The following is a 23,421-nucleotide window of genomic DNA, read 5'->3' as shown; positions in this document are numbered from 1 at the left end:
TCGCGTTGTCGCGGTCGTAGCCCGGATAGCGCTTCGCTCGTCCGGGCTACAGGTTAGGCATCACTCAGATCCGCCTTCACCCGCGCAAACACCGCACGAAACATCTCCGGCGTCAGCACGCGCGTGTTCGTGTTGTAACGCGAGCAGTGATAGCTGTCGTAGAGCTTGAAGCGGCCGACATCGTGGACGGCGCCGTGCGCAAAGGGCGCCGTGACGGCGCGAATGCCGAGCGTCCTCAGCATGGTGTCGTGGGCGACGCGGCCCAGCAGCACGATAGCGCGCAATCGCGGCATGGTGTCCATCGTGGCAATCAGGAACGGCCGGCAGGTGGTGATCTCGACGGGGAGCGGCTTGTTCTGGGGTGGTACACAGCGCACGGCATTGGTGATCCGGCAATCCTGCAGCACTAACCCGTCATCAGGGCGTGCTTCATAGGTGCCGGAGGCAAAGCCGAAATCGAGCAAGGTCTCGTAGAGCAGATCGCCGGCATAGTCGCCGGTAAAGGGACGCCCGGTACGATTGGCGCCTTGCACGCCGGGGGCGAGGCCCACGATCAGCAGTGCTGCATCCGAGGTGCCGAAGGACGGCACGGGGCCGTTGTAGCCGTCGGGGTCACGCTCGCGCACCTCCAGCCGGTACTCGACGAGGCGGGGGCACAGGGGACAATCGCGCCCGGGATCGGTGGAAGTGCCAGCGGAAATCGCGGTTGCGACCACCGCCGGCTGTTGTCTGCTGAGTTGCGTCTTAGTCTTCGAAATCTTCATCGCCTCGTGGCGCCATGGTGGTCGCGCGCTGCAGGAATTGCGGCGTCTGGTGACGCGGTTCGCGCGGAGCAGGGCGTTCTGCCGGATCGCGGCCGAGCTTGCTCTGCAGCTCCATGAGATCGGTAAACACGTCTGCCTGCCGGCGCAACTCGTCGGCGATCATGGGGGGCTGGCTCGAGATGGTGGACACCACGGTGACGCGGACACCGCGACGCTGCACGGCTTCGACCAGGGAGCGGAAGTCGCCATCGCCCGAGAACAGCACGATCTGGTCGACATGTTCGGCCAGTTCCATGGCATCGACGGCGAGCTCGATGTCCATATTGCCCTTCACCTTGCGTCGGCCGGACGCATCGATGAATTCCTTGGTGGCCTTGGTTACCACCGTATAGCCGTTGTAATCGAGCCAATCGATCAGCGGGCGAATCGACGAGTATTCCTGATCCTCGATAATGGCGGTGTAATAGAAGGCCCGGACGAGGGTGCCACGGCTCTGAAATTCCTTGAGGAGGCGCTTGTAGTCGATGTCGAAGCCGAGGGTCTTGGCGGTGGCGTACAGGTTGGCGCCGTCGATGAAGAGTGCGATCTTGTTAGATGTGAGGGACATCAAGTTTTCTCATGTGGTTTGTTGTTGTTAGCGTTTTTGGCGCGACTTCGTCGTTGCGCATTTGAATCACATTTGTCGTCCGCTCTTCGTCGGATCGGCCTTATTGACGCCACGCAATCAGCTGGTCTGGAACTGCCCGAATATGCCGATCCATCTGCCCTTGCAATGAAGCCTTTTGGTGTCGAGATATCCGCTTCTGGCCAGATGGTGCCACCGCTTCTGCGGTCTTTTTGAGGGTACCATAGTGCGGCAGAAAACCAAGCCAAGAAGGGCGCAATTCCAAATTGGTCCTTGCGAATGCCGCAAAGCCCCTATACCTACGGGACTTAATCATCATATTCGGTCCCACAACAAACGGAGCGACATTTTATGGCGCGCGTAACCGTCGAAGATTGCATCGATAAGGTCGACAACCGGTTCGACCTGGTGTTGCTGGCAGCACACCGGGCACGAATGATCTCGTCCGGTTCACAACTTACGATTGATCGCGACAACGACAAGAATCCGGTTGTTTCGCTGCGCGAAATCGCTGATCAGACCATTTCCCCGGAAGATCTTCGTGAGGAACTGGTCCATTCGCTGCAGAAGTTCGTGGAAGTCGACGAGCCGGAGCCGGATACGATTCCGCTGATCGGTTCCGCTGGCGCCAGCGTCGATGCCGACGATACCGAAGTGGCCGTCGAGCGCATGACCGAAGAAGAGCTCCTCAAGGGTCTCGAGGGCCTCGCTCCGCCGGAAGAGCAGCCCGAAGAAGACGAGTAAAGCGATACACACGGTTTTTTGCTTAACCGTTTTGATTATCAGTCATCACAAAGGCCCGGACATGCTTCCGGGCCTTTGCTTTTGCAGTCCGTTTCGGGGCAAACTTGAGATGAAGAATCCAGGTCGCTGCTGACCGGATCGAACGAGGCTAGGATGGCGACTTCGCGCCGTAATAAACGGCAGATGCAGGCTGCGAACGACACGGTCGCCGCGGTCTCGCCAGTTTCGCCTGAAGCGCTGTCTGCAGAGACGCCAATTCCGGCCAAGGTGCCGCGGACGTCCCGTGTCCGGATGATGCGGCAATACGATCTGGTGGACCGCGTCCGGGCCTATAACCCGAACACCGATGAGGATCTGCTCAACCGCGCCTATGTCTATGCCATGGTCGCCCATGGCGAGCAGACACGGGCCTCCGGCGACCCGTATTTCTCCCATCCGCTGGAAGTGGCGGCGATCCTCACCGACCTCAAGCTCGACGACGCCACCATCGTGGCGGCGCTGCTGCACGACACGATCGAGGACACCGAGGCCACCCGGACCGAAATCGACAAGCTGTTCGGCGCCGAAATCGGCGCGCTGGTCGAGGGCCTGACCAAGCTGAAGCGGCTTGAACTGGTGTCGCGCGAAGCCAAACAGGCCGAGAACCTGCGCAAGCTGCTGCTGGCGATCGCCGACGACGTCCGGGTCCTGCTGATCAAGCTCGCCGACCGTCTGCACAATATGCGGACGATGGAGTTCATGCCGCCAGCCTCGCGCCGTCGCATCGCCGAGGAGACCCTCGACATCTATGCGCCGCTCGCCGGCCGTATGGGTATGCAGGCGATGCGCGAGGAGCTTGAGGAACTGTCGTTCAAGGTGCTCGATCCCGACGCCTATCTGGTGGTGATGCAGCGCTTGGACTCGTTGACCGAGCGCAATCGCAACCTCATCGACATGATCGAGAGCCATCTCTCTACGAAGCTGGAGAAGAACGGCATCACGGCGCGGGTCACTGGCCGGCGCAAGAAGCCGTTTTCGATCTGGACCAAGATGAAGCGCAAGTCGGTCGGCTTCGAGCAGCTGTCGGACATTTACGGCTTCCGCGTCGTGCTGCAGGATATGGAGGCGTGCTACCGCGCACTCGGCGTGGTGCACACGACCTGGCCCGTCGTGCCGGGCCGCTTCAAGGACTACATCTCGACGCCGAAGCAGAACGATTATCGCTCGATCCACACCACGGTGATCGGCCCCGGCAACCAGCGCGTCGAACTGCAAATCCGCACCGAGGACATGAACAGCATCGCCGAATACGGCATCGCGGCGCATGCGTTCTACAAGGATGGCATCGGTTCGCCGACCGAAATGCTCAAGCGCGAATCCAACGCGTTCTCGTGGCTGCGCCATACCATCGGCATTCTCTCGGAGAGCACCAATCCGGAAGAATTCCTGGAGCATACCAAGCTCGAACTGTTCCACGACCAGGTGTTCTGCTTCACGCCGAAGGGCAAGCTGATCGCGCTGCCGCGCAACGCCAATGTCGTCGACTTCGCCTATGCCGTGCATACCGACGTTGGCAACAGTGCGGTCGGTTGCAAGATCAACGGCAAATTCGCGCCGCTGTCGTCCGAATTGCAGAATGGCGACGAAGTCGAGGTGCTGACTTCGGCCGCACAGCAGGCGCCGCCATCCGCGTGGGAAGGCCTGGCGGTCACTGGCAAAGCGCGCGCCGCCATTCGCCGTGCGACGCGAACAGCGGTCCGTGATCAATATGCCAGCCTCGGCCGCCGGATCGTCGAGCGCCTGTTCGTGCGCGCCAAGATGGAATATTCGGACGACCAGTTGAAGGGCGCGCTGCCGCGTCTGGCGCGCACGTCTATCGACGATGTGATGGCCTCGGTCGGCCGCGGCGAATTGCGCGCCGCGGACGTCGCGCGTGCGATGTATCCCGACTACAAGGAAGAGCGCATCGGCCGCTTTTCGGCCAACAACAAGAAGTCGACGGCGGACAAGGTCAGAACGCCGGATGGCGCGGCACGCTTCACCTCGATCATCTCGATCGGTGGCGTCGATTCCGATCTGCCAATTAAATTCGCTCCGAACGGTGGCGCCGTGCCAGGCGACCGCATCGTCGGCATCGTTACGCCGGGCGAGGGCATCACGATCTATCCGATCCAGTCACCGGCGCTGAAGGATTTTGAGGAAGAGCCGGAGCGCTGGGTCGACGTGCGCTGGGATATCGATGAATCCTCGCCGCAGCGTTTCCCGGCCAGACTCTTTTTGCAGAATGTCAACGAGCCCGGCAGTTTGGCGCAGATCGCCCAGGTGATTGCCGACCATGACGGCAATATCGACAATATCAGCATGCATCGACGCTCGCCCGATTTCACCGAACAGACCATCGATCTTGGTGTCTATGACCTCAAGCATCTCAGCGCGATCATCAATCAGTTGCGCGCCAAGGCTGTTGTCGCCAAGGTCGAGCGGGTCAATGGGTAGCGTCTTCCCTTAAGGTCTTCTGGAATTCCGTCATGTCATCATCCTCGCTGCGCCTCGGCGTCAACATCGATCACGTCGCGACCCTGCGCAACGCGCGGGGCGGCAAGCACCCGGATCCGGTCCGCGCTGCGCTGGAAGCTATTTCGGCTGGTGCCGACGGCATCACGGCGCATTTGCGTGAGGATCGTCGCCACATCCGCGACGCCGATATGGAGCGATTGAAAGCGGAGATCTCCAAGCCGCTGAATTTCGAAATGGCGGCGACGCCGGACATGGTGCGGATTGCGCTGTCGGTGAAGCCACATGCGGTCTGTCTGGTGCCGGAGCGGCGCGAAGAATTGACCACCGAGGGCGGCCTCGACGTGGTCGGCCAGCGTGAATCGTTGGAGCCGTCGATCGCACGCTTCACAGAGGCAGGCGTTCGGGTGTCGCTGTTCATTGCGGCTGATCCCAAGCAGATCGAAATGGCTGCCAAACTGAAGGCCCCCGTGATCGAACTCCACACGGGCGCCTGGTGCGATGCCATCACCGATGGCGATACGGCCAAGGCCGCCAACGAGTGGCAGCGCATTGCCGCCGGCGCCAGGCTGGCGAAGTCCGCAGGCCTGGAAGTGCATGCCGGCCATGGCCTCGACTATGCGACCGCCGAGACGATTTCGGCGCTGCCCGAAATCATGGAGCTGAACATCGGCTACTATATGATCGGCGAGGCACTGTTCATCGGTCTGTCCGATACGGTGCGCCTGATGCGCGCCGCGATGGATCGCGGGCGGATGCAGTCCAAGAGCGCCTCATGATCATCGGCATCGGTTCCGATCTGATCGACATTACGCGCGTTGCCAAGGTGATCGAACGCCATGGCGATCGCTTCCTCGATCGCATCTTCACCGAGGCCGAGCGGGCGAGGGCGCAGCGCCGCGCGAAGAGCGAGAGGATGGTGGTCGCGACCTATGCCAAGCGTTTCGCTGCCAAGGAGGCCATGTCCAAGGCGCTGGGCACCGGCATCCGTCAGGGCGTCTGGTGGCGGGATATGGGCGTCGTCAATCTGCCGGGTGGCAAACCCTCCATGAAGCTCACCGGCGGCGCGCTGGAACGCCTGCAGGCCCTGATACCGCCCGGCCACGAGGCCCAGATCGATCTGTCGATCACGGACGATTGGCCCCTGGCGCAGGCTTTCGTCATAATTTCGGCCGTCCCGTCGCCCAAGCCCTGAGGGCTGGCCGGGAGCCGCACCTGAAGCGGTGCGATCACAAGCCGGCACGTCAAACTGGCGGGAAATAGCGGCTTTTCGGGGCGGTTCATTGCACCGTTACCAACAACCGTTTAAACCTGCGAGGACACCGAACCGACGCCAATTCTCGCTGACGCCGCTCATGGCATTTGCAGGACTTTGCCGTAATTATATGAATCTAATGCATTTTTCGTGCGAGGCGCGACGCCGCCTTGCCCCAAAATGCGCTACCAGCCGCGCGGCGACGCTGCGGGAATCGGGAAAGCGATGAGTGTGACATCCGGGACCAAGACTGAAAGCGGCGTCGGCGAGACCATCCGTGTTGTCATCAACGCACTGCTGATCGCGCTGGTGATCCGGACCTTCCTGTTCCAGCCCTTCAATATCCCGTCGGGCTCGATGAAGGCCACGCTTCTGGTCGGCGATTACCTGTTCGTCTCGAAATATTCCTACGGCTACAGCCACTATTCGATCCCGCTGTCGCCGAATATCTTCTCCGGCCGCGTCTTCGGTTCCGAGCCGTCGCGCGGTGACGTCGTGGTGTTCCGTCTGCCGAAGGACGACTCCACCGACTACATCAAGCGCGTGATCGGTCTGCCCGGTGACCGCGTCCAGATGAAAGAGGGGCTACTCTACATCAACGAGAAGCCCGTGCAGCGCGAGCGTATGAGCGACTTCGTCGGCGAAGATCCGTGCGGTTCCGACGCAACGGCGCGCGTCAAGCGCTGGAAGGAAACGCTGCCCAATAACGTCACCTATGAGACGCTCGATTGCGTCGACAACGGTTTCTACGACAACACCAATGTCTACACCGTGCCGCCTGGCAATTTCTTCATGATGGGCGACAACCGCGACAATTCGACGGACAGCCGGGTGCTGTCGGCCGTCGGCTATGTGCCGTTCGAGAATCTCGTCGGTCGCGCGCAAATGATCTTCTTCTCGATCGCCGAAGGCGAACATGCTTGGCAGATCTGGCGCTGGCCGACCGCCGTACGCTGGAATCGAATTTTCTCTATCGTGCGATGACCGACGACTCCAACAATCCCATCGAGACCGCGCCGAAGACCGCCGAAGTTAGCTCGACGACCGAGGCTACGCCGGAGACGGCTGCTGCCCGGAAGAAGAAGGCACGCGCAGCGGCGAAGGTCGCCGCAGCCGAGATCGAAACGCGCATCGGCCACAGCTTCAAGGATCCTCTGCTGCTGGCGACAGCCTTCACCCATGTGTCGGCCCTGAAGTCGCAGCGCAGCCGGACCGAGAGCTACCAGCGTCTCGAGTTTCTCGGCGACCACGTACTCGGCCTCGTGGTCTCCGACATGTTGTTTCGCGCTTTCCCGAATGCGGATGAAGGCGAGTTGTCGAAGCGACTCGCCGACCTCGTCCGCAAGGAAGCATGCGCCGACGTCGCACGGCTGTTGGGTCTCCTCGAGGGTATTAAGCTCGGCACGGTCGGCGCCGGCGCCGGTCAGCGGTTGCGCAAGTCGGTCCTCGGCGATATCTGCGAAGCCGTGATCGGCGCGATCTTCCTCGATGGCGGCTATCCGGCTGCGGAAAGCTTCGTGCAGCGCAACTGGACCGAGCGCATGCGCAAGCCGGTGCGTCCGTTGCGCGATCCCAAGACGGTGCTGCAGGAATGGGCCCAGGGCCGCGGTCTGCCGACACCGGCCTATCGGGAGGTCGAACGCTCCGGTCCGCACCACGATCCACATTTCAAGATCGAGGTGGATGTGAAGGGGTTTGCGCCGGCCGAAGGCGAGGGCGGCAGCAAGCGCGCCGCCGAGAAGGCCGCGGCGCAGGCGATGATTGCGCGTGAAGGCGTCAGCAGTGGCGGCAATGAAGGATGATGTCGTGAACGATGCTGAACCAGACCATGAGTCCGCAGGGACACCTACCGAGACCCGCTGCGGCTTTGTCGCGCTGATCGGTGCGCCCAATGTCGGCAAGTCGACGCTGGTCAATGCGCTGGTCGGCTCCAAAGTCACCATCGTCTCGCGCAAGGTGCAGACCACCCGCGCACTGATCCGCGGCATCGTGATCGAGAACCACGCCCAGATCATTCTGGTCGATACGCCCGGCATCTTCCTGCCGAAGCGGCGCCTCGACCGGGCGATGGTCAAGACGGCATGGAGCGGTGCGCATGATGCCGACGTCGTTTGCGTACTGCTCGATGCCAAAGCGGGCATCAACGAAGAGGCCGAGGCGATCTTCGCGCAGCTTGCGAGCGTCAATCACCCGAAGATCCTCGTCATCAACAAGGTCGATATCGTCTCCAAGGAAAAGCTGCTGAAGCTGGCGCAGATGGCCAATGAGCGGCTGAAGTTCGAAGAGACCTTCATGATCTCGGCGATGACCGGTGACGGCGTCGACGACCTGCGCCGCAGGTTGGCAGCCGACGTTCCCGCCGGCCCGTATCATTATCCCGAAGACCAGATGTCGGATGCGCCGATGCGGCATCTCGCGGCGGAAATCACCCGCGAGAAGATCTTTCGCCAGTTGCATCAGGAACTGCCGTACCAATCGACCGTGGAGACCGATAGCTGGACCGAGCGCAAGGACAAGTCGGTGCGGATCGAGCAGACGATTTTCGTCGAGCGCGAAAGCCAGCGCAAGATCGTGCTCGGCAAGGGCGGCGCGACGATCAAGCAGATCGGTGCGGACTCGCGCAGGGAGCTGACCGAGATCGTGGGCGCGCCCGTGCATCTGTTCCTGTTCGTGAAGGTGCGCGAAAACTGGGGCGACGATCCCAATCGTTATCGCGAAATGGGCCTCGAATTTCCTCACGAGTGATCGGGGAGCGATGATGGAAGTGCAGCCGACAAGATGACCGCTCCCGCCAACCTTCCGAAGAACGTCTTCTATTTCGAAGTCCTGCTCTACATGTCGCTGATCCTCGACGCGCTGTCGATCGCGTTCCAGGACCGCACGCCTGACCTTGCGATGTCCGAGAGCACCATCATGGCGGCGAATCTGGTCGCCGCTTGCATGCTGTTGTTCTTCGTCTGGCTCGTCTGGCTCGCCGCCTATCACCGCAAGGGCTGGCCGCGCTGGGTGCTGGTGGTGTCGCTGGCCTTCTCGGTATTGTCGCTGTTTCAGGTGCTTGGCCTGTACGGACTGCAGTTCGACAGTGCGATCGAGATCGTGTCATGCATCCTGACCGGGCTCGGGCTGTATTGCGCTTTCACCGGCGATGCGAAAACCTGGTTCAAGGCCTGATCGCATTTACTGCGGCGGCTGCCGAATTCCTGTAAACTGCCCCCCATGGAATGGACGGACGAGGGCATCATCCTTGGCGTGCGGCGGCATGGCGAATCCAGTGCCATCGTCGAATTGCTGACGCGTAGCCATGGTCGTCATCTCGGCCTGGTGCGCGGTGGTGCGGGGTCAAAGATGCGACCGCTGCTGCAACCCGGCAATAGCGTGCAGGCGATATGGCGGGCGCGGCTGGACGAACAGCTCGGCTATTACCTGATGGAAGGCACGTTGATGCGTGCCGCGACGCTGCTGGGTTCGTCCCATGCGGTCTACGGCATCACCCATCTCGCCTCGCTGGCGCGGTTGCTGCCTGAGCGCGATCCGCATGAAGACATCTACGAGACGCTGGAGCGCATCCTGGATGACTTCGATGATGTCGGCGAAGCCGCGCTCCATGTGATCCGGTTTGAGCTGGCGATGTTGACCGAACTCGGCTTCGGCCTCGATCTGGAGAATTGCGCTGCCACCGGCGTGACCTCTGACCTGATTTACGTGTCACCCAAATCTGGCAACGCGGTGTCCCGGACCGCGGGTGAACCGTATCGCGACCGGCTGATGCGGCTGCCGTCATTCCTGCGCGAGAGTGAAGACGGCCAGAACAGCATCTCCGACCGCGACCTGCAGGATGGCTTCGACCTGACCGGGCGCTTTCTGCTCCGCAACGTGCTGGAACCGCGCGGGCAGGGCCATTCCGACGCCCGCGAAGGGTTCATCAACGCGGTGACGCGGCACCTCGCGCGAATCTCATCGTCCTGAGGCAAGTTCGACATTGGCGAATGCCGGATTCGCGTCTATGTTCCGTGCGTTGACGGGTTGATGGGAAGATATCGCATCCAGATGCTGGTTCGTCTGACCAGAGTGCAGCGGCTGAGAGCAGGGTGGTTCGTCGCCCTGGTTTATTTGTTGTGCGTGCTGGCGCCGACGATCTCCCTTGCCTTGCCGGGACAGCACCCGGTCGCGCCGTGCCTGACTGGCGAAAGTCATATGACCGGCATGGTTCATGTTAACAGCAGCGCGTTGGCGCACATGCATGGGGATGGTCACGCGCACGATCACTCTGTCGCGCACGCATCTGCTGCACACTCTGCAGCCGCACAGACTGATGGCGACCATGCATTGACGGCGATCGACGATGCTTCCGGTCCGCACAAGGTCCCGCACTCACCGAACGGTCCATGCTGCGGCCTGATGTGTGTCTCCGCGCTGCCGGCACCGCTGACTGACATCGTGACCCCTTCGGTGCCGACGGTCCTTCGTGTCATCGAAGGCTATCGCGCGGTCACCGACAGCGCACCCGCCCGGCTCTACCGCCCTCCCATTTCCTGATCTGATCGTATCGACGCGGTGCCGCGCCCGTTAAGGGCACGCGCGCCTGTGATCCATCGTCATTTCAGGAAGATAACATGCTTGCGCAGCTTGGGGCGAAGCTCGCCGCCGTTTGTTCGGTGGTCGGGAAGCTATTCGATATCAGATTTGGAATCCTCGCAGCGATGACCGCTGCCAGTATGTCGCTCGGTGGCTGCATGCCAGTGACCGCACCGTTGGCTGGCGCCGACCCGGCAGATCCCGGCACCAAGGTCGCTGGCGTCGGCTATCGCTCCACCGTGGCTCCTTACAGCAACCTTCGGCCGGTTGCCCCGTCGTCATGGCGCGAGCAGAACGACCGTGTCGCTCCTATGCCGAAATCTGGCCGGTAGGGGCGCGTCATGTTCAATAAGCATCACAAGTCGCGCACGCATGCGCGCCAATTCGGTTCAAGGTCTGCAGCCAGCATTTCGCTGCTGTCGGCGCTGTTGCTGGCGGGATGTGCATCGTTCTCGCCTGACGGCGGTATGGGCGTCGTCGCCGGGGTAGCAAGCGGGACCATCAACAAGGACGTGATTGCGATCCGGACGACGGATGACGCACAACGTGCCGATGCAACCGTCAAAGCCCTGCTGCGGCGGCCATTGACAGTCGACAGCTCGGTGCAGATCGCATTGCTCAGCAATCGCGGCCTGCAGGCTGCGTATAATGAATTGGCGCTTGCGGAAACGGATCTCGTCGGCGACAGCCTGCCGCCTAATCCGACATTCTCGATCTCGCGCATTTCCGGCAACGGCGCGTTGGAAATCGAGCGACAGGTCGTCGGCGATATTCTCGCGCTGGCGACACTGCCGTTCCGCTCCGAGATCGCCCGTCAGCGATTCCAGAAGGCGCAATTGCGTGCCGCAGAAGAGACGCTGCGGCTTGCCGCGGACGTCAGACGCACCTACTACCGCGCCGTCGCTGCCAACGAACTTGTCGGCCTGCTAACGGACGCCAAGTCGACGGCGGAAGCCACAGCGCAACTCGCCCAGAAGCTGGGCGAGACCGGGTCGCTGAACAAACTCGATCAAGCCCGCGAGCAGGTATTCTACGCGGAGACGACCGCCGATCTCGCAACGCTCCGCCAGGAGGCCACGAGTTCGCGCGAGCGCTTGATCCGTCTGCTCGGTCTCTGGGACACCGACATCGGCATCAGGCTGCCGCAGAAGCTGCCGGGTCTGCCGCGTCAGCCGCTGTCGCTGCCGGGGATCGAAGTCGATGCCATCGCACATCGTATTGACCTGCAGATTGCGCGCATTGAACTGGCCGCACTCGCCCGGTCGCTCAATCTGACCGAAGCAAGCCGGTTCGTGACATTGCTCGACGTCGCCGCCATCGACCGCAAGACGCGGGATCCGGAGGGGCCGCCGTTCCGCGAACGCGGCTTCGACGTGCAGTTTCAGATTCCGATCTTTGACGGTGGTGAAGTGCGAGTTCGACAGGCGGCGGAGACCTATAATCAGGCCTTCAACCTGTTGACCGAGAAGGCGGTGAATATCCGCTCCGAAGCGCGCGATGCCTTCAGGGTCTATCGCTCGACCTACGATATCGCCGGTCACTACCAGCGCGAGGTGTTGCCGCTGCGCAAGATCATCTCGGAGGAGATGCAATTGCGCTTCAGCAGCATGCAGGTCGATGTATTCGCGCTGTTGACCGAGGCCCGCCAACGCATCGCAGCTTTGCGCGCAGCCATCGAGGCCAAGCGCAATTTCTGGCTCGCGCAGTCGGAACTGCAGACCGCGATCAATGGCGGCGGCCGCAGCGAACCATCATCCGAAACAAGATCCGCGACGGCCGCGCAGGCGTCCAGTGGAGGAGGGCACTGAAATGGAGAAAACCATGTTGTCCCGGCGAAACTTTCTCGGCACAGCCACGGTGCTTGCCAGTGCGGCTGCGGTGACCGGCCGCGTGCAGGCCGCGAATATTCCCGAAGCGCCCATGATGGACAAGGTAACGATGCAGCCGCCGCTGCATCCGTCGAGTGGACCCGATTACAATCCGGTGGTTACGCTCAACGGCTGGACGTTGCCGTGGCGTATGAATGGCGACTGGAAGGAATTCCATCTGGTCGCCGAGCCCGTCGAGCGCGAATTCGCCGATGGCATGAAGGCCTATCTCTGGGGCTACAACGGCCAGTCGCCGGGGCCGACGATCGAAACTGTCGAAGGCGACAAGGTTCGCATCTTCGTTACCAACAAACTGCCGGAGCACACGACCGTGCATTGGCACGGTGTGATCCTGCCAAGTGGCATGGATGGCGTCGGCGGGCTGAGCCAGCCGCACATCAAGCCCGGCAAGACCTTCGTCTACGAATTCGAGATGAAGCACAGCGGCACGTTCATGTATCACCCGCATTCGGACGAGATGGTCCAGATGGCGATGGGCATGATGGGGATGATGGTCGTGCATCCCCGCGACACCAGCTTCCGGCCCGTCGATCGCGATTTCGTCTTCATCATGAGCAGCTATCTCATCGATCCCGGTACCTATCTGCCGAAGGTCAACGAGATGACCGACTTCAATATGTGGGCGTGGAACAGTCGCGTCTTTCCCGGCATCGATCCGTTGCCGGTGCGTCTCGGCGACCGTGTGCGGATACGGGTGGGCAATCTCACGATGACCAACCATCCGATCCATCTGCATGGGCACAAGTTTGCGGTCAGCTGTACCGATGGCGGATGGGTGCCTGACAGCGCGCAATGGCCGGAAGTCACCACTGACGTGCCGGTGGGTGCGATCCGCGCATTCGATTTTGTCGCCGACAATCCCGGCGATTGGGCGTTCCACTGCCACAAGTCGCATCACACCATGAATGCGATGGGTCACGACGTCAGAAACCTGATCGGCGTCTCCAAAAAGGATCTGGCGAAGGCAGTCGGCAAGCTGGCGCCGGACGCGATGGTGATGGGATCCACCGGCGGTGCCATGGGCGAGATGGAGATGCCGATGCCTGACAACACTCTGCCGATGATGACGGGATCAGGTCAGTTCGGTCCGATCGAGATGGGCGGCATGTTCAGCGTCATGAAGGTGCGGGACGGACTCGCGCGCGACGATTACCGCGATCCGGGTCCTTACGATTTCCCGAAAGGCACGGTGGCCTATGAGATCGAGGCGCCGCAGAGCGAAGTGCCACGACAGACGAGCGTGAAGGACAAAACCATCAAAGGCCAAGGATCGAAGCCGATGGACATGAAGAAGGGCATGAAAATGAAGGGAATGTAGGGCCAGGACTGCACATCGTCATCACAGACAACAATCAACACGGAAAACTGAAATGAACGAGACTCGAAAATACATCGGTTGCGGCGTCATGCTGGCCGCGATGGCTTACTCGGCTGCTGCTGCGGCCCACGACAAGCACGGAGGATATTCGGCTGGCGAACCCGGCGATCCCAAAAAACCGGCGCGGGAGATTGTCGTCAGCATGAACGAGATGGATTATTCGCCTGCGGTCATTGAGGTGAAGCGCGGCGAGCAGATTCGCTTCGTCATCCGTAACGCGGGGACAGAAGCACATGAATTCCTGCTGGCGACCACGGCAGAGAATCTGAAGCACGGCGAAGCGATGAAGAAAAATCCCGATATGGAGCATGACGAGCCCAATGGCCTGCGTCTCGCTGCCAAGAAGTCCGGGGAAATCCTGTGGAAGTTCTCGAAGGCAGGGACGTTCGAATATTCATGCCTGATCCCGACGCATCGCGAATTGGGGATGACCGGCAAGATCATCGTGAAATAGGCCGATGCAAACAGCTCAGATGCAAACAGCTCAATCTCACGCAAAGGACTGCACTATGAAGACCAATGGATCTGTCGCGCTTGTCGCGTTTGTTGCGCTCTCAATGTTCTGCGTCGCGGGTTACGCGCAGGACGCTGCGGTGCGCGGAGAAGTAAAGAAGATCGATGAAGCGGCAGGCAAGATCACTCTGAAGCACGGTCCGATCAAGAGCCTCGATATGGACGAGGGCATGACCATGGTCTTTCGCGTGAAAGACCCGGCGATGCTGAAATCGGTCAAGGTGGGCGACAAGGTGAAGTTCGATGCCGGTCGCGTCGATGGTCAGATCGTCGTGACCTCCATCCAGAAATCCAAATAGCCGCGGGAAGATGGCGTCCAGGCTGAGCCTGGAACCGCCATCTATCCCATCGCCTCATGGCTGACGAAATGACGTGGGCGGCCTCTCCCCGGGGCGAGGGCGCCCCGATATCGATGGAACTTGATCGGTGGCGCGTGATTCATTTCTTGCCCGATTCGCCGGGAGGCGCTAACCCCTCGCCATGGGAAAAAGACTGATTCCGCCGGAGCCGGCTGAAATTCACGAAGTGCAGCTGCGGGACGCGCTCGAGGAGCGCTATCTCGCTTATGCGCTGTCAACGATCATGCATCGGGCGCTGCCGGATGCGCGGGACGGCTTGAAGCCGGTTCACCGCCGCATCCTCTATGGCATGCGCCTGCTGCGGCTCGATCCGGGTACACCGTTCAAGAAATCCGCCAAGATCGTCGGCGACGTGATGGGCTCGTTCCATCCGCATGGCGACCAGTCGATCTATGACGCGCTGGTGCGCCTCGCGCAGGATTTCTCGTCGCGCTACCCGCTGGTCGACGGCCAGGGCAATTTCGGCAATATCGACGGCGATAGCGCGGCAGCCTATCGTTATACCGAAGCCCGCATGACCGATGTTGCGCGGCTGCTGCTCGAAGGCATCGACGAAGACGCGGTCGAGCTGCGCCCGAATTACGACGGCCAGACCAAGGAGCCGGCCGTGCTGCCGGGCGGTTTCCCGAACCTGTTGGCCAATGGCGCGCAGGGCATCGCGGTCGGCATGGCCACCTCGATCCCGCCGCACAACGTCGCCGAGCTCTGCGACGCCGCGCTGCATCTGATCGACAAGCCCGACGCCAAATCGAAATCGCTGATGCGCTGGGTGAAGGGACCGGATTTCCCGACCGGCGGCATCATCGTCGATTCCAAGGAAAGCATTGCCGAGGCCTATATGACCGGGCGCGGTTCGTTCCGTACCCGCGCCAAGTGGCATGTGGAAGAGGGCGCCCGTGGCGCCTGGAATGTCGTGGTCACCGAAATTCCATGGCTGGTGCAGAAGTCGCGTCTGATCGAGAAGATCGCCGAGCTCTTGAACGACAAGAAGCTGCCGCTGATTGGTGACATCCGCGACGAGTCCGCCGAAGACATCCGCGTCGTCATCGAGCCGAAGACGCGCAATGTCGATGCTGGTCTGGTGATGGAGTCGCTGTTCAAGCTCACCGAGCTCGAAAGCAAGATTCCGCTGAACCTCAACGTGTTGGTCAAGGGCCGCATCCCCAAGGTGCTCGGCCTCGCCGAGTGCCTGCGCGAATGGCTCGACCATCTGCGCGACGTGCTGCTGCGCCGCTCCAACTTCCGCAAGAACCAGATCGAACATCGGCTGGAAGTGCTCGGCGGTTACCTGATCGCCTATCTCAATATCGATGAAGTCATCCGGATCATCCGCACCGAGGATGAGCCGAAGCCGGCTTTGATGAAGGCGTTCAGCCTCACCGAATTGCAGGCCGAGTCGATCCTGAACATGCGGCTGCGCAGCTTGCGCAAGCTCGAAGAGTTCGAGATCAGGAAAGAAGACAAGGAGCTCCGCGCGGAGCTCAAGGGCATCAACGCGATCCTGAAGTCCGAAACCGAGCAGTGGGCCAAGGTCGGCGAGCAGGTCCGCAAGGTGCGCGACATCTTCGGGCCGAAGACGCCGCTCGGCAAGCGCCGCACGGTGTTTGCCGACGCGCCGGAGCACGATCTCGCTGCTCTCGAAGAGTCGCTGGTCGAGCGCGAGCCCGTCACGGTGGTGATTTCCGAGAAGGGCTGGGTCCGCACGCTGAAGGGCCAGGTCGCAGATCTCTCCAACCTGACGTTCAAGACCGACGACAAGCTCGACAAGGCGTTCTTTGCCGAGACCACCTCGAAGCTGATGCTGCTGGCCACCAATGGACGGTTCTATTCGCTCGACGTGTCGAAGCTGCCGGGCGGTCGTGGCCATGGCGAGCCGATCCGCCTGTTCATCGACATGGAGGGCGATGCCGCCATCGTTTCGATGTTCGTGCACAAGGGCGGCCGCAAGTTCCTGATTGCCAGCCATGACGGTCAGGGCTTCCTCGTCAATGAGGACGACTGCGTCGGCACCACCCGCAAGGGCAAGCAGGTGCTGAATGTCGAGATGCCGAACGAGGCGCGGGCGCTGACGGTGGTCGGCGAAGGCAGCGATCAGGTCGCTGTCATAGGCACCAACCACAAGATGGTGATCTTCCCGCTCGACCAGGTGCCGGAAATGGCGCGTGGCCGCGGCGTGCGTTTGCAGAAGTACACCAGCGCAGGTCTGTCGGATGTCGCCACTTTCGTGGCCAAGGAAGGCCTGACCTGGAAGGACTCGTCAGACCGCGAGCATCGTCTGACCTGGAAAGAACTGGCCGACTGGCGCGGCAACCGTGCGGACGCCGGCCGTCTCGCGACCGGTCTGCCGAAGTCGAACAAGTTCGGCCGGGTGATCGAGTAACCTCGCGTACCATGACGGTCACCATCTTCCACAATCCCGCCTGCGGGACATCGCGCAATACGCTCGCGATGATCCGGCAGAGCGGGATCGAGCCGGTGGTGATCGACTATCTCAAGATGCCGCCGGATCCCGCCCGGCTGGTTGCGCTCATCGGCGCCATGGGCGGAGGCGTTCGGGCGCTGTTACGTGAGAAGGAAAGTGTCTATGGCGAGCTTGGGCTTGCTGATCCCACGCTCGGCGATGACGCACTGATCGACGCGATCATCGCGCATCCGATCCTGATGAACCGACCCATCGTCGAGACGCCGAAGGGCACGCGATTGTGCCGGCTGGCAGATGTGGTGCTGGAGCTGCTCTAGGGGTCCAACTCGCCGATCAAACGACGGCCTCATCCTGAGGAGCCGCGCTCTTGTGCGGCGTCTCGAAGGATGGCGGCAACGTTGGTGTCAACGAGCCCATGGTTCGAGACGAGTGCAAAAGGCGCGCTCCTCACCATGAGGGCTGCAGATCTCGGCGCCAGATGGGCCGCAGCAACTACGTCACCGGCGCGAACTTGAACAGCTTCTCTGGGTTGGTCACCAGCAGTTTGTGTTGAACCGCAGGATCCGGCGCGTAAAGCGGGATCAGATCCACGAGCGTGCCGTCATTGGGCATGATCTTGACATTCGGATGCGGCCAGTCGGTGCCCCACAACACGCGGTCCGGCGCATTGTCGATCAACTGCTTCGCGAACGGCACGGAGTCATGGAACGGAGCTGCGCCAGCCGAGGCGCGTTCGAGACCTGTAATTTTCATCCAGCACTTATCGTCGCTGACCTGCAGATCGAGCAGTGCCTTGAATTCGGGATCGTCGAGGCCCTTGGCGGCACTGATCGTCCCCATGTGATCGATCACGTAGGTCACCGGGAGCGCTTTCAGGATCGGCACGAACTCACGGACTGTGCCGGCTTCGAGATAAATGTCCACATGCCAGCCGATGGCGGCGACGCGGTCGACCAGCGTACGGAAGACCTTCATGTCGCCGACGCCGCCAAGTCGTTTGAGGAAGGCGAAGCGGCAGGCGCGGATGCCGCCTTTGTCGAGCGCCATGAGATCGGCTTCCGACATGCTGTTGTTCACATTGGCGACGCCCCTGTACCTGCCGCCGCTCTGCGCGATCGCGTCGATCACCACGCGGTTGTCAAACCCATGGACGGTCGCATTGACGATGACGGCGCGTTCGACGCCGATCGCTTCATGCAGCTTGCGAAACATCTCAAGCGGAGCGTCAGGCGGTGAGTAGGGGCGCTTGGGCGAGAACGGATACACCGCGGCAGGGCCAAAGATGTGTGTATGCGTATCGACGCTTCCGGCGGGCGCGCGGAATTTTGGAGGAATTGTATTGAGATCGGGGCCGGCAATGGCGGGGATTGCGGGTTCGTCGGCAGCCTGCGCTATTCGGCTTCCAATCACATTTGTGAGGCCAAGTGATGCCATCGCGGCCAGAACGTCACGTCGGTGCATTTAATCTCCTTACGTCTGCATGCGCTGCGGCATGCACCAGACGTGAATCATCGGTGCATGTGTCGCCGTAGAGCGGCACCTGCAAATTTGTTGGCTGTCGAAACGATATGTCTCTGCGGGAATGCGAGCAGCGCTCATGGCCGGATGATGAATCTCTGCAGCGTTTCACCCTTAAAGTTATTTGTTGGAATCCAGGGCGCGCATGACGTGCAACGGAAACAGACCGCATCAAAACTAGAGGGGGTGAATTTATGAAACAAATGAGAAATTCGGGATAATAGCGCTATCTCGTGCATATATTGCAAATCCGTAAGGTCGCCTGAATTCGAACAGCTTGCTATCGAATTGTAATAGGCGTATCGCCGCAGCCCGACGAAGCGGCGCGTCGATCGCGCGAAGAATGATAGTTCGGAGGAAATCCCATGGCGTACACCAATCGCAGGACCGTCTTGCAGGCAGCTGCTGCGCTCCCAGCGCTGGCTGCAGCGGGGCGTGGTGCGTTGGCTGCGGAGCCAGCTGCCAGTGAGGCGCCGAAGAAAGTCGCATCGGTTGCTCCGCCGCATGTGACGCAGATTCTCGCGCACTACATTGTCAACGCCAAATACGATGACCTTCCGGCAAGTGTCCGTAAGGAAGGCGTGCGGACGCTGTTGAACTGGGTCGGTGTCGCCATTGGCGGTTCGCATCATCAGACGGTGGACATCGCGGCGTCGGCGCTGGCGCCATTCTCCGGTCCGGCGAAGGCCTCGCTGTTCGGGCGCAACGAACGCTTCGACATCATGAACGCCGCTTTCATCAATGGTGTCTCGAGTCACATCTTCGATTATGACGACACCCATCTGAAGACGATCATTCATCCGGCAGGTCCAGTCGCATCTGCGATTCTGGCGATTGCGGAAATGAAGCCGGTGTCCGGCAAGGATTTCCTCAATGCGCTGGTGCTCGGTATCGAGACCGAATGCCGGATCGGCAATGCCGTTTATCCGAACCACTATGACGTCGGCTGGCACATCACCGGCACCGCCGGGGTATTTGGCTCGGCCGCCGCCGCTGGCAAGCTGCTCGGTCTCAACGAACAGCAGATGATCTGGGCGCTGGGGCTCGCGGCCTCGCAGCCTGTCGGCCTGCGCGAGTCCTTCGGTTCGATGAACAAGAGCTTCAATCCTGGCCGTGCTGCCAGCAACGGCATCTTTGCCGCTATCCTTGCGTCAAAGAATTACACCAGCTCCGATGGCATGATCGAGGCCAAGCGCGGCTGGGCCAATGCCATCAGCACCAAGCAGGACTATGCCGAGATCACCGAGGGGCTCGGCAAGCGTTACGAGTCAGCGCTCAACACCTACAAGCCGTTTGCCTGCGGCATCGTCCTGCATCCGCTGATCGACGCGGCGATCCAACTCAGGAATGAGAACAAGCTGACGCCGGATGTGATCAAGCAGGTTGACGTGAAGGTTCATCCGCTGGTGCTCGAGCTTACCGGGAAGAAGACCCCCAGGGAGGGGCTCGAAGGAAAATTCAGCGTCTACCATGCGGTTGCCATCGCCTTTATCGAAGGCGCCGGCGGCGAGAAGCAGTTCAGCGATGGGGCGGTGCGCGACGCGAAGACGATCGAATTGCGCGGCAAAGTCGTTCCGACTGTCGATCAATCGATCAAGCCGGAACAGGTCGAGATGTCCGTCGAGTTGAATGACGGGCGCGTGCTCAAGAAGCGGATCGAGCACGCCATCGGCAGCCTCGAGAAGCCTATGAGCGATGCCGATCTCGAACGCAAGTTCAAGGATCTCGCTGAAGGAATCCTGCCGCACAAGCAGGCGGCAAAGGTCATGGAGCTGTGCTGGAAGGTGGAGGGCTTGGCGAGCGCCGGAGATATTGCAAGGGCAGGCGCGCGATCCACTGCCTGACAGCCGTTGCCCGCGATGAAGCATTGAGGCCTTCGCGAGGTGGCCTGAACGTACGTCAATCGTCACGCCGTCAGTATTGTGAGCAGAAACCTCGCCGCATCCCTCCAGGGAGCCTTGCGGCCAACACTCCTTAAAGGATGACATGTCCCAGCGTCGTACGCCTTCACGCCGTCGCGTTCTCCAGTCTGCCAGTGCTCTCGCCGCATTAACGCTTTCGCCGTCCATCATTCGCAAGGCTGCAGCAGCGGATGCGGATGTCACCGGGCGTCTTGCGCGCTACATGGTCTCGGCGCGCGACAAGGCGCTTCCTGATGTGGTGATGACGGAATGCAAACACCGCATCCTCGATACGTTCGGCGCGATGGTCTCCGGTGCGCGGATGCATCCGGGCGAGATGGTCCTGAAATATGTTCGGGGGCTCGGCGGCGAACAGCAGGCGTCGGTGATCGGATCCAGTTTCCGCACTACCGCCGTCAACGCCGCGCTGGCCAATGCCATGCGCGCGCATGCGGACGAGACCGATGATTTCGAGCCGGTCACCAAGGCGCATCCGGGAAGCGCTGTCGTGCCGTCCGCGCTGGCCATGGCGGAGAAGGAAGGCGGCCGTTCGGGCATCGAGTTCATACGCGCGGTGACGCTCGGCTATGATCTCACTTGCCGTCTGTTGATGGCGCTCGGACCTGACCTCGTGCGCGGCAGCCATCGTAGCGCGGAAGGGACGAGTTCCACCTTCGGCTCGCTCGGTGCAGCCGCATCGCTGGCTCGGCTAGACGAGAAGGGTATGCGTTATGCGATCTCCTATTCCTCGCAGCAGGTGGCTGGTCTGTGGAGCTGGGTGAAGGACGAGGATCACGTCGAGAAGGCTTTCGACTTCGCGGGCATGGGCGCCCGCAACGGCCTGACCGCCGTGACCATGGTTCAGGCCGGTTTGACCGGCGTTCATGACGTCCTCGATGGCACGCATAACTTGTTCATTGCGCTGTCCACGGATCCGAAGCCGGAAGAGATGCTCGCCGGTCTTGGCAGCCGCTTCTACGTCACTGAAACGGCGATCAAGACATTCTCGGTCGGCTATCCCATCCAGTCGCCTCTCGACGCGATCCTGACCCTGCGCAAGCAGAATGGCCTGACACCGGGCAATGTGAAGAGCATCCTTGTCAAGATTCCGACCGATGCGACGGGGATCGTCGGCACCAGCGCGATGCCCGACGTCAACTGCCCGCATCTGGTGGCGGTCGCGCTCGTCAAGGGTGCCGTGTCGTTCGTCGACAGCCATGACCAGGCGCTGATGAAGGATTCCAAGATCCTTGAGCAGCGCGCCAAGGTAACCGTGGTCGGTGATAAGGCCCTGATGGATCCGGCCGCGCCGCGCGGCGCTATCGTCGAGGTGGAGATGATGGATGGCAAGAAGGTGGAGCACTTCACCAAGTTCCCGCCCGGCACCAAGGAAAATCCGCTGAGCACCGAAGCCGTCAGTGCAAAGGCCCGTGACTTGATCGCGCCGGTTCTCGGGGCCAAAAAGGCGAAGAAGCTGATCGATCAGATCAACAATCTGGAGAAGGTCAAGGATATCCGCTCGCTGCGGCCGCTCTTCACGGCCTGATGTCCCGATACATGGAGCGCTGGGATGAATTTACCCTAGCGCTTCTTCCTTGACGCGGCTCGCCAGCACCTTGTCGATGCGACGGCCGTCGAGGTCCATGACCTCGAACCGCCAGGCATGCGAGATGATCTCGTCGCCGACCTCGGGAATCTTGCCGAATTCCTGCAGCAGGAAGCCGGCGAAGGTCTGATAGGGGCGCGACTGCGCGGGCAAGTCGATGCCGAGCAGGGCGGCGAACTCCACCGCGGGCATCCAGCCGGAGATGAGGTAGGAGCCGTCCTCGCGTTTGTGGAAGGCGACCTCGGCCGGGCCTTCCTCGGTGTGAAAGGCGCCGACGATCGACTCCAGAATATCCGCTGATGTCACCACCCCCTGGAACACGCCGTATTCATCATGCACGAGGCCGATATGGAATGGCGAGTCACGCAGGATCGCCACCACGTCGCGCGCATCGACCGTGTCGGGAATGACCGGAGCCTCGCGCACCAGCGCGCGGATGTCCGGCGTCTTGCCGCTCAAATACACATCGAGCAGATCCTTGGCCTGCACGATGCCGATGGCGGAATCGCCGTCGCCATCGAACACCGCAAAGCGCGAATGCGAGCTGCCGGCGAGTTCGGCCTGGATGGTCTCGATGGGGTCGGCAAGATCGATCATCGCCACTTCATGGCGCGGCGTCATGACGGCACCGACGGGTAGGTCGCCGAGGCGCATCACGCCTGCGATCATTTCCTTCTCGCCGGGCTCAAGCACGCCGGCGGTTTCCGCTTCAGTCACGAGCGTGCGGATTTCGTCTTCGCTGACCTTCTCTTCGGCTTCACCGCGCTGCCCAAGTAGAAACAGGATCGCCTTGCCGGAGCGGTCAAGCAGCCACACCAGCGGCAGTGAGATTTTTGCGAGCAACACCATGGCCGGCGCAACGCGCACGGCCACGGCTTCGGGATCGCGCAGTGCGATCTGCTTCGGCACGAGTTCGCCGATGATGAGCGAAGCGTAAGTAATGATCGATACGACGATGCCGACGCCGAGCGTATCGGCGAGACCTTTTGATACGCCAAGGTCAAGCAACAGTACGGTGAGACGCTGGCCCAGCGTCGCACCGGAGAAGGCGCCCGACAAAACACCGATCAGTGTAATGCCGATTTGTACGGTGGAGAGGAACTTGCCGGGATCGGAGGCCAGCGTCAGTGCGCGGCGTGAACCTGTCACGCCTTTTTCAACCAAAGCGGCGAGGCGGGCAGGACGGGAGGATACGATCGCCAGCTCCGACATTGCCAGCAGACCGTTGACGACGATCAGGATCGCAACGATCCCGAGTTCGAGAGATAACACGCTCAATCCTTTTGGATGATGGGCAGGTATTATAGTCGATCCGCTTATCTCGCGCCATGGTGGCAAGTGGCGTTGCGACACTCCGCCGGGCGGGTTGAATTCCTCGG

The 23,421-nt window shown here is 61.3% G+C and carries 23 protein-coding genes; 19 read left to right on the top strand and 4 right to left on the bottom strand.

The window, feature by feature from the left end:
- Positions 1–53: 53 nt before the first annotated feature.
- Positions 54–764, bottom strand: a complete 711-nt coding sequence (locus AC1DUY_RS29060) for a uracil-DNA glycosylase (RefSeq protein WP_478118816.1) — start codon at positions 762–764, stop codon at positions 54–56.
- On the bottom strand, positions 745–1,371 hold the full coding sequence (locus AC1DUY_RS29055; protein ID WP_068732474.1) for a LabA-like NYN domain-containing protein: 627 nt from the start codon (positions 1,369–1,371) through the stop codon (positions 745–747). Before AC1DUY_RS29055 ends, AC1DUY_RS29060 begins: the two co-directional genes overlap by 20 nt.
- 369 nt (positions 1,372–1,740) lie before the next feature.
- Between AC1DUY_RS29055 and rpoZ the strand changes: the two genes are divergently transcribed.
- From rpoZ to arsC, 17 genes are all read left to right on the top strand, one after another.
- On the top strand, positions 1,741–2,133 hold the full coding sequence (gene rpoZ / locus AC1DUY_RS29050) for a DNA-directed RNA polymerase subunit omega (protein WP_068732476.1): 393 nt from the start codon (positions 1,741–1,743) through the stop codon (positions 2,131–2,133).
- Between the two features lie 153 nt (positions 2,134–2,286).
- Positions 2,287–4,608: a RelA/SpoT family protein gene (locus AC1DUY_RS29045; RefSeq protein ID WP_093761398.1), complete on the top strand. Its 2,322-nt coding sequence runs from the start codon at positions 2,287–2,289 to the stop codon at positions 4,606–4,608.
- Between the two features lie 32 nt (positions 4,609–4,640).
- Positions 4,641–5,405, top strand: a complete 765-nt coding sequence (locus AC1DUY_RS29040; protein WP_441229935.1) for a pyridoxine 5'-phosphate synthase — start codon at positions 4,641–4,643, stop codon at positions 5,403–5,405.
- On the top strand, positions 5,402–5,821 hold the full coding sequence (gene acpS / locus AC1DUY_RS29035; protein WP_093761400.1) for a holo-ACP synthase: 420 nt from the start codon (positions 5,402–5,404) through the stop codon (positions 5,819–5,821). Before AC1DUY_RS29040 ends, acpS begins: the two co-directional genes overlap by 4 nt.
- 285 nt (positions 5,822–6,106) lie before the next feature.
- Positions 6,107–6,865 carry a signal peptidase I gene (gene lepB / locus AC1DUY_RS29030; RefSeq protein WP_089264616.1) on the top strand — a complete coding sequence of 253 codons (759 nt, stop codon included), beginning with the start codon at positions 6,107–6,109 and terminating at the stop codon, positions 6,863–6,865.
- The gene (gene rnc / locus AC1DUY_RS29025) at positions 6,802–7,683 is read left to right on the top strand and encodes a ribonuclease III (RefSeq protein ID WP_478118811.1); all 882 of its coding nucleotides are present in this window, start codon (positions 6,802–6,804) and stop codon (positions 7,681–7,683) included. Before lepB ends, rnc begins: the two co-directional genes overlap by 64 nt.
- On the top strand, positions 7,673–8,626 hold the full coding sequence (gene era, locus AC1DUY_RS29020; RefSeq protein WP_175368495.1) for a GTPase Era: 954 nt from the start codon (positions 7,673–7,675) through the stop codon (positions 8,624–8,626). Before rnc ends, era begins: the two co-directional genes overlap by 11 nt.
- Positions 8,627–8,659: 33 nt before the next feature.
- Positions 8,660–9,052, top strand: coding sequence for a hypothetical protein (locus AC1DUY_RS29015; protein WP_120292114.1), 393 nt, complete (start codon positions 8,660–8,662; stop codon positions 9,050–9,052).
- 45 nt (positions 9,053–9,097) lie between these two features.
- On the top strand, positions 9,098–9,847 hold the full coding sequence (gene recO, locus AC1DUY_RS29010; protein WP_089263820.1) for a DNA repair protein RecO: 750 nt from the start codon (positions 9,098–9,100) through the stop codon (positions 9,845–9,847).
- Between the two features lie 81 nt (positions 9,848–9,928).
- On the top strand, positions 9,929–10,417 hold the full coding sequence (locus AC1DUY_RS29005; protein WP_478118808.1) for a hypothetical protein: 489 nt from the start codon (positions 9,929–9,931) through the stop codon (positions 10,415–10,417).
- 77 nt (positions 10,418–10,494) lie between these two features.
- Positions 10,495–10,788 (top strand): hypothetical protein, encoded by a 294-nt coding sequence (locus AC1DUY_RS29000; RefSeq protein WP_478118807.1) that lies wholly within the window; start codon positions 10,495–10,497, stop codon positions 10,786–10,788.
- Positions 10,789–10,797: 9 nt separating this feature from the next.
- A complete protein-coding gene (locus AC1DUY_RS28995) occupies positions 10,798–12,264 on the top strand; it encodes a TolC family protein (RefSeq protein ID WP_478118805.1) in 1,467 nt (488 codons plus the stop codon).
- A gap of 13 nt (positions 12,265–12,277) precedes the next feature.
- Positions 12,278–13,663, top strand: a complete 1,386-nt coding sequence (locus AC1DUY_RS28990; protein ID WP_478118803.1) for a multicopper oxidase family protein — start codon at positions 12,278–12,280, stop codon at positions 13,661–13,663.
- A gap of 52 nt (positions 13,664–13,715) precedes the next feature.
- On the top strand, positions 13,716–14,177 hold the full coding sequence (locus AC1DUY_RS28985) for a cupredoxin domain-containing protein (protein ID WP_478118801.1): 462 nt from the start codon (positions 13,716–13,718) through the stop codon (positions 14,175–14,177).
- Positions 14,178–14,280: 103 nt separating this feature from the next.
- The gene (locus AC1DUY_RS28980) at positions 14,281–14,535 is read left to right on the top strand and encodes a copper-binding protein (RefSeq protein WP_244528470.1); all 255 of its coding nucleotides are present in this window, start codon (positions 14,281–14,283) and stop codon (positions 14,533–14,535) included.
- 181 nt (positions 14,536–14,716) lie between these two features.
- Positions 14,717–16,975, top strand: coding sequence for a DNA topoisomerase IV subunit A (gene parC, locus AC1DUY_RS28975; RefSeq protein ID WP_120292122.1), 2,259 nt, complete (start codon positions 14,717–14,719; stop codon positions 16,973–16,975).
- 11 nt (positions 16,976–16,986) lie between these two features.
- The gene (arsC, locus tag AC1DUY_RS28970; RefSeq protein ID WP_478118799.1) at positions 16,987–17,334 is read left to right on the top strand and encodes an arsenate reductase (glutaredoxin); all 348 of its coding nucleotides are present in this window, start codon (positions 16,987–16,989) and stop codon (positions 17,332–17,334) included.
- A gap of 175 nt (positions 17,335–17,509) precedes the next feature.
- On the opposite strand, the gene AC1DUY_RS28965 is transcribed toward arsC, so the two are convergent.
- The gene (locus AC1DUY_RS28965; RefSeq protein ID WP_478118797.1) at positions 17,510–18,478 is read right to left on the bottom strand and encodes an amidohydrolase family protein; all 969 of its coding nucleotides are present in this window, start codon (positions 18,476–18,478) and stop codon (positions 17,510–17,512) included.
- 422 nt (positions 18,479–18,900) lie between these two features.
- Here AC1DUY_RS28965 and AC1DUY_RS28960 point away from each other — a divergent pair, with 422 nt between their 5' ends.
- Both AC1DUY_RS28960 and AC1DUY_RS28955 read left to right on the top strand, forming a co-directional pair.
- Positions 18,901–20,379 (top strand): MmgE/PrpD family protein, encoded by a 1,479-nt coding sequence (locus tag AC1DUY_RS28960; protein ID WP_441229926.1) that lies wholly within the window; start codon positions 18,901–18,903, stop codon positions 20,377–20,379.
- Between the two features lie 142 nt (positions 20,380–20,521).
- Complete coding sequence (locus AC1DUY_RS28955; RefSeq protein WP_439058707.1) at positions 20,522–21,982, top strand: MmgE/PrpD family protein; 1,461 nt, start codon at positions 20,522–20,524, stop codon at positions 21,980–21,982.
- Positions 21,983–22,012: 30 nt separating this feature from the next.
- Here the strand turns inward: AC1DUY_RS28955 and AC1DUY_RS28950 are convergent, their stop codons facing one another.
- Positions 22,013–23,314, bottom strand: a complete 1,302-nt coding sequence (locus tag AC1DUY_RS28950) for a hemolysin family protein (RefSeq protein ID WP_439058706.1) — start codon at positions 23,312–23,314, stop codon at positions 22,013–22,015.
- Positions 23,315–23,421 lie beyond the last annotated feature (107 nt).

This window comes from Tardiphaga sp. P4_G1 (assembly GCF_056401215.1).
This window is presented reverse-complemented; position numbering and strand designations above follow the sequence as displayed.

Excerpts from the sequence above, each read along its gene's own strand:
- AC1DUY_RS29000 (WP_478118807.1), top strand. The coding sequence starts at position 10,495 with ATGCTTGCGCAGCTTGGGGCGAAGCTCGCCGCCGTTTGTTCGGTGGTC.
- AC1DUY_RS28960 (WP_441229926.1), top strand. The coding sequence starts at position 18,901 with ATGGCGTACACCAATCGCAGGACCGTCTTGCAGGCAGCTGCTGCGCTC.
- parC (WP_120292122.1), top strand. The coding sequence starts at position 14,717 with ATGGGAAAAAGACTGATTCCGCCGGAGCCGGCTGAAATTCACGAAGTG.
- AC1DUY_RS29045 (WP_093761398.1), top strand. The coding sequence starts at position 2,287 with ATGGCGACTTCGCGCCGTAATAAACGGCAGATGCAGGCTGCGAACGAC.
- AC1DUY_RS29005 (WP_478118808.1), top strand. The coding sequence starts at position 9,929 with ATGCTGGTTCGTCTGACCAGAGTGCAGCGGCTGAGAGCAGGGTGGTTC.
- era (WP_175368495.1), top strand. The coding sequence starts at position 7,673 with ATGAAGGATGATGTCGTGAACGATGCTGAACCAGACCATGAGTCCGCA.
- AC1DUY_RS29055 (WP_068732474.1), bottom strand. The coding sequence starts at position 1,371 with ATGTCCCTCACATCTAACAAGATCGCACTCTTCATCGACGGCGCCAAC.
- lepB (WP_089264616.1), top strand. The coding sequence starts at position 6,107 with ATGAGTGTGACATCCGGGACCAAGACTGAAAGCGGCGTCGGCGAGACC.
- AC1DUY_RS28990 (WP_478118803.1), top strand. The coding sequence starts at position 12,278 with ATGTTGTCCCGGCGAAACTTTCTCGGCACAGCCACGGTGCTTGCCAGT.
- AC1DUY_RS28965 (WP_478118797.1), bottom strand. The coding sequence starts at position 18,478 with ATGCACCGACGTGACGTTCTGGCCGCGATGGCATCACTTGGCCTCACA.
- AC1DUY_RS28995 (WP_478118805.1), top strand. The coding sequence starts at position 10,798 with ATGTTCAATAAGCATCACAAGTCGCGCACGCATGCGCGCCAATTCGGT.
- AC1DUY_RS28985 (WP_478118801.1), top strand. The coding sequence starts at position 13,716 with ATGAACGAGACTCGAAAATACATCGGTTGCGGCGTCATGCTGGCCGCG.
- AC1DUY_RS28955 (WP_439058707.1), top strand. The coding sequence starts at position 20,522 with ATGTCCCAGCGTCGTACGCCTTCACGCCGTCGCGTTCTCCAGTCTGCC.
- acpS (WP_093761400.1), top strand. The coding sequence starts at position 5,402 with ATGATCATCGGCATCGGTTCCGATCTGATCGACATTACGCGCGTTGCC.
- AC1DUY_RS29015 (WP_120292114.1), top strand. The coding sequence starts at position 8,660 with ATGACCGCTCCCGCCAACCTTCCGAAGAACGTCTTCTATTTCGAAGTC.
- AC1DUY_RS29060 (WP_478118816.1), bottom strand. The coding sequence starts at position 764 with ATGAAGATTTCGAAGACTAAGACGCAACTCAGCAGACAACAGCCGGCG.
- rpoZ (WP_068732476.1), top strand. The coding sequence starts at position 1,741 with ATGGCGCGCGTAACCGTCGAAGATTGCATCGATAAGGTCGACAACCGG.
- AC1DUY_RS29040 (WP_441229935.1), top strand. The coding sequence starts at position 4,641 with ATGTCATCATCCTCGCTGCGCCTCGGCGTCAACATCGATCACGTCGCG.
- AC1DUY_RS28980 (WP_244528470.1), top strand. The coding sequence starts at position 14,281 with ATGTTCTGCGTCGCGGGTTACGCGCAGGACGCTGCGGTGCGCGGAGAA.
- recO (WP_089263820.1), top strand. The coding sequence starts at position 9,098 with ATGGAATGGACGGACGAGGGCATCATCCTTGGCGTGCGGCGGCATGGC.
- arsC (WP_478118799.1), top strand. The coding sequence starts at position 16,987 with ATGACGGTCACCATCTTCCACAATCCCGCCTGCGGGACATCGCGCAAT.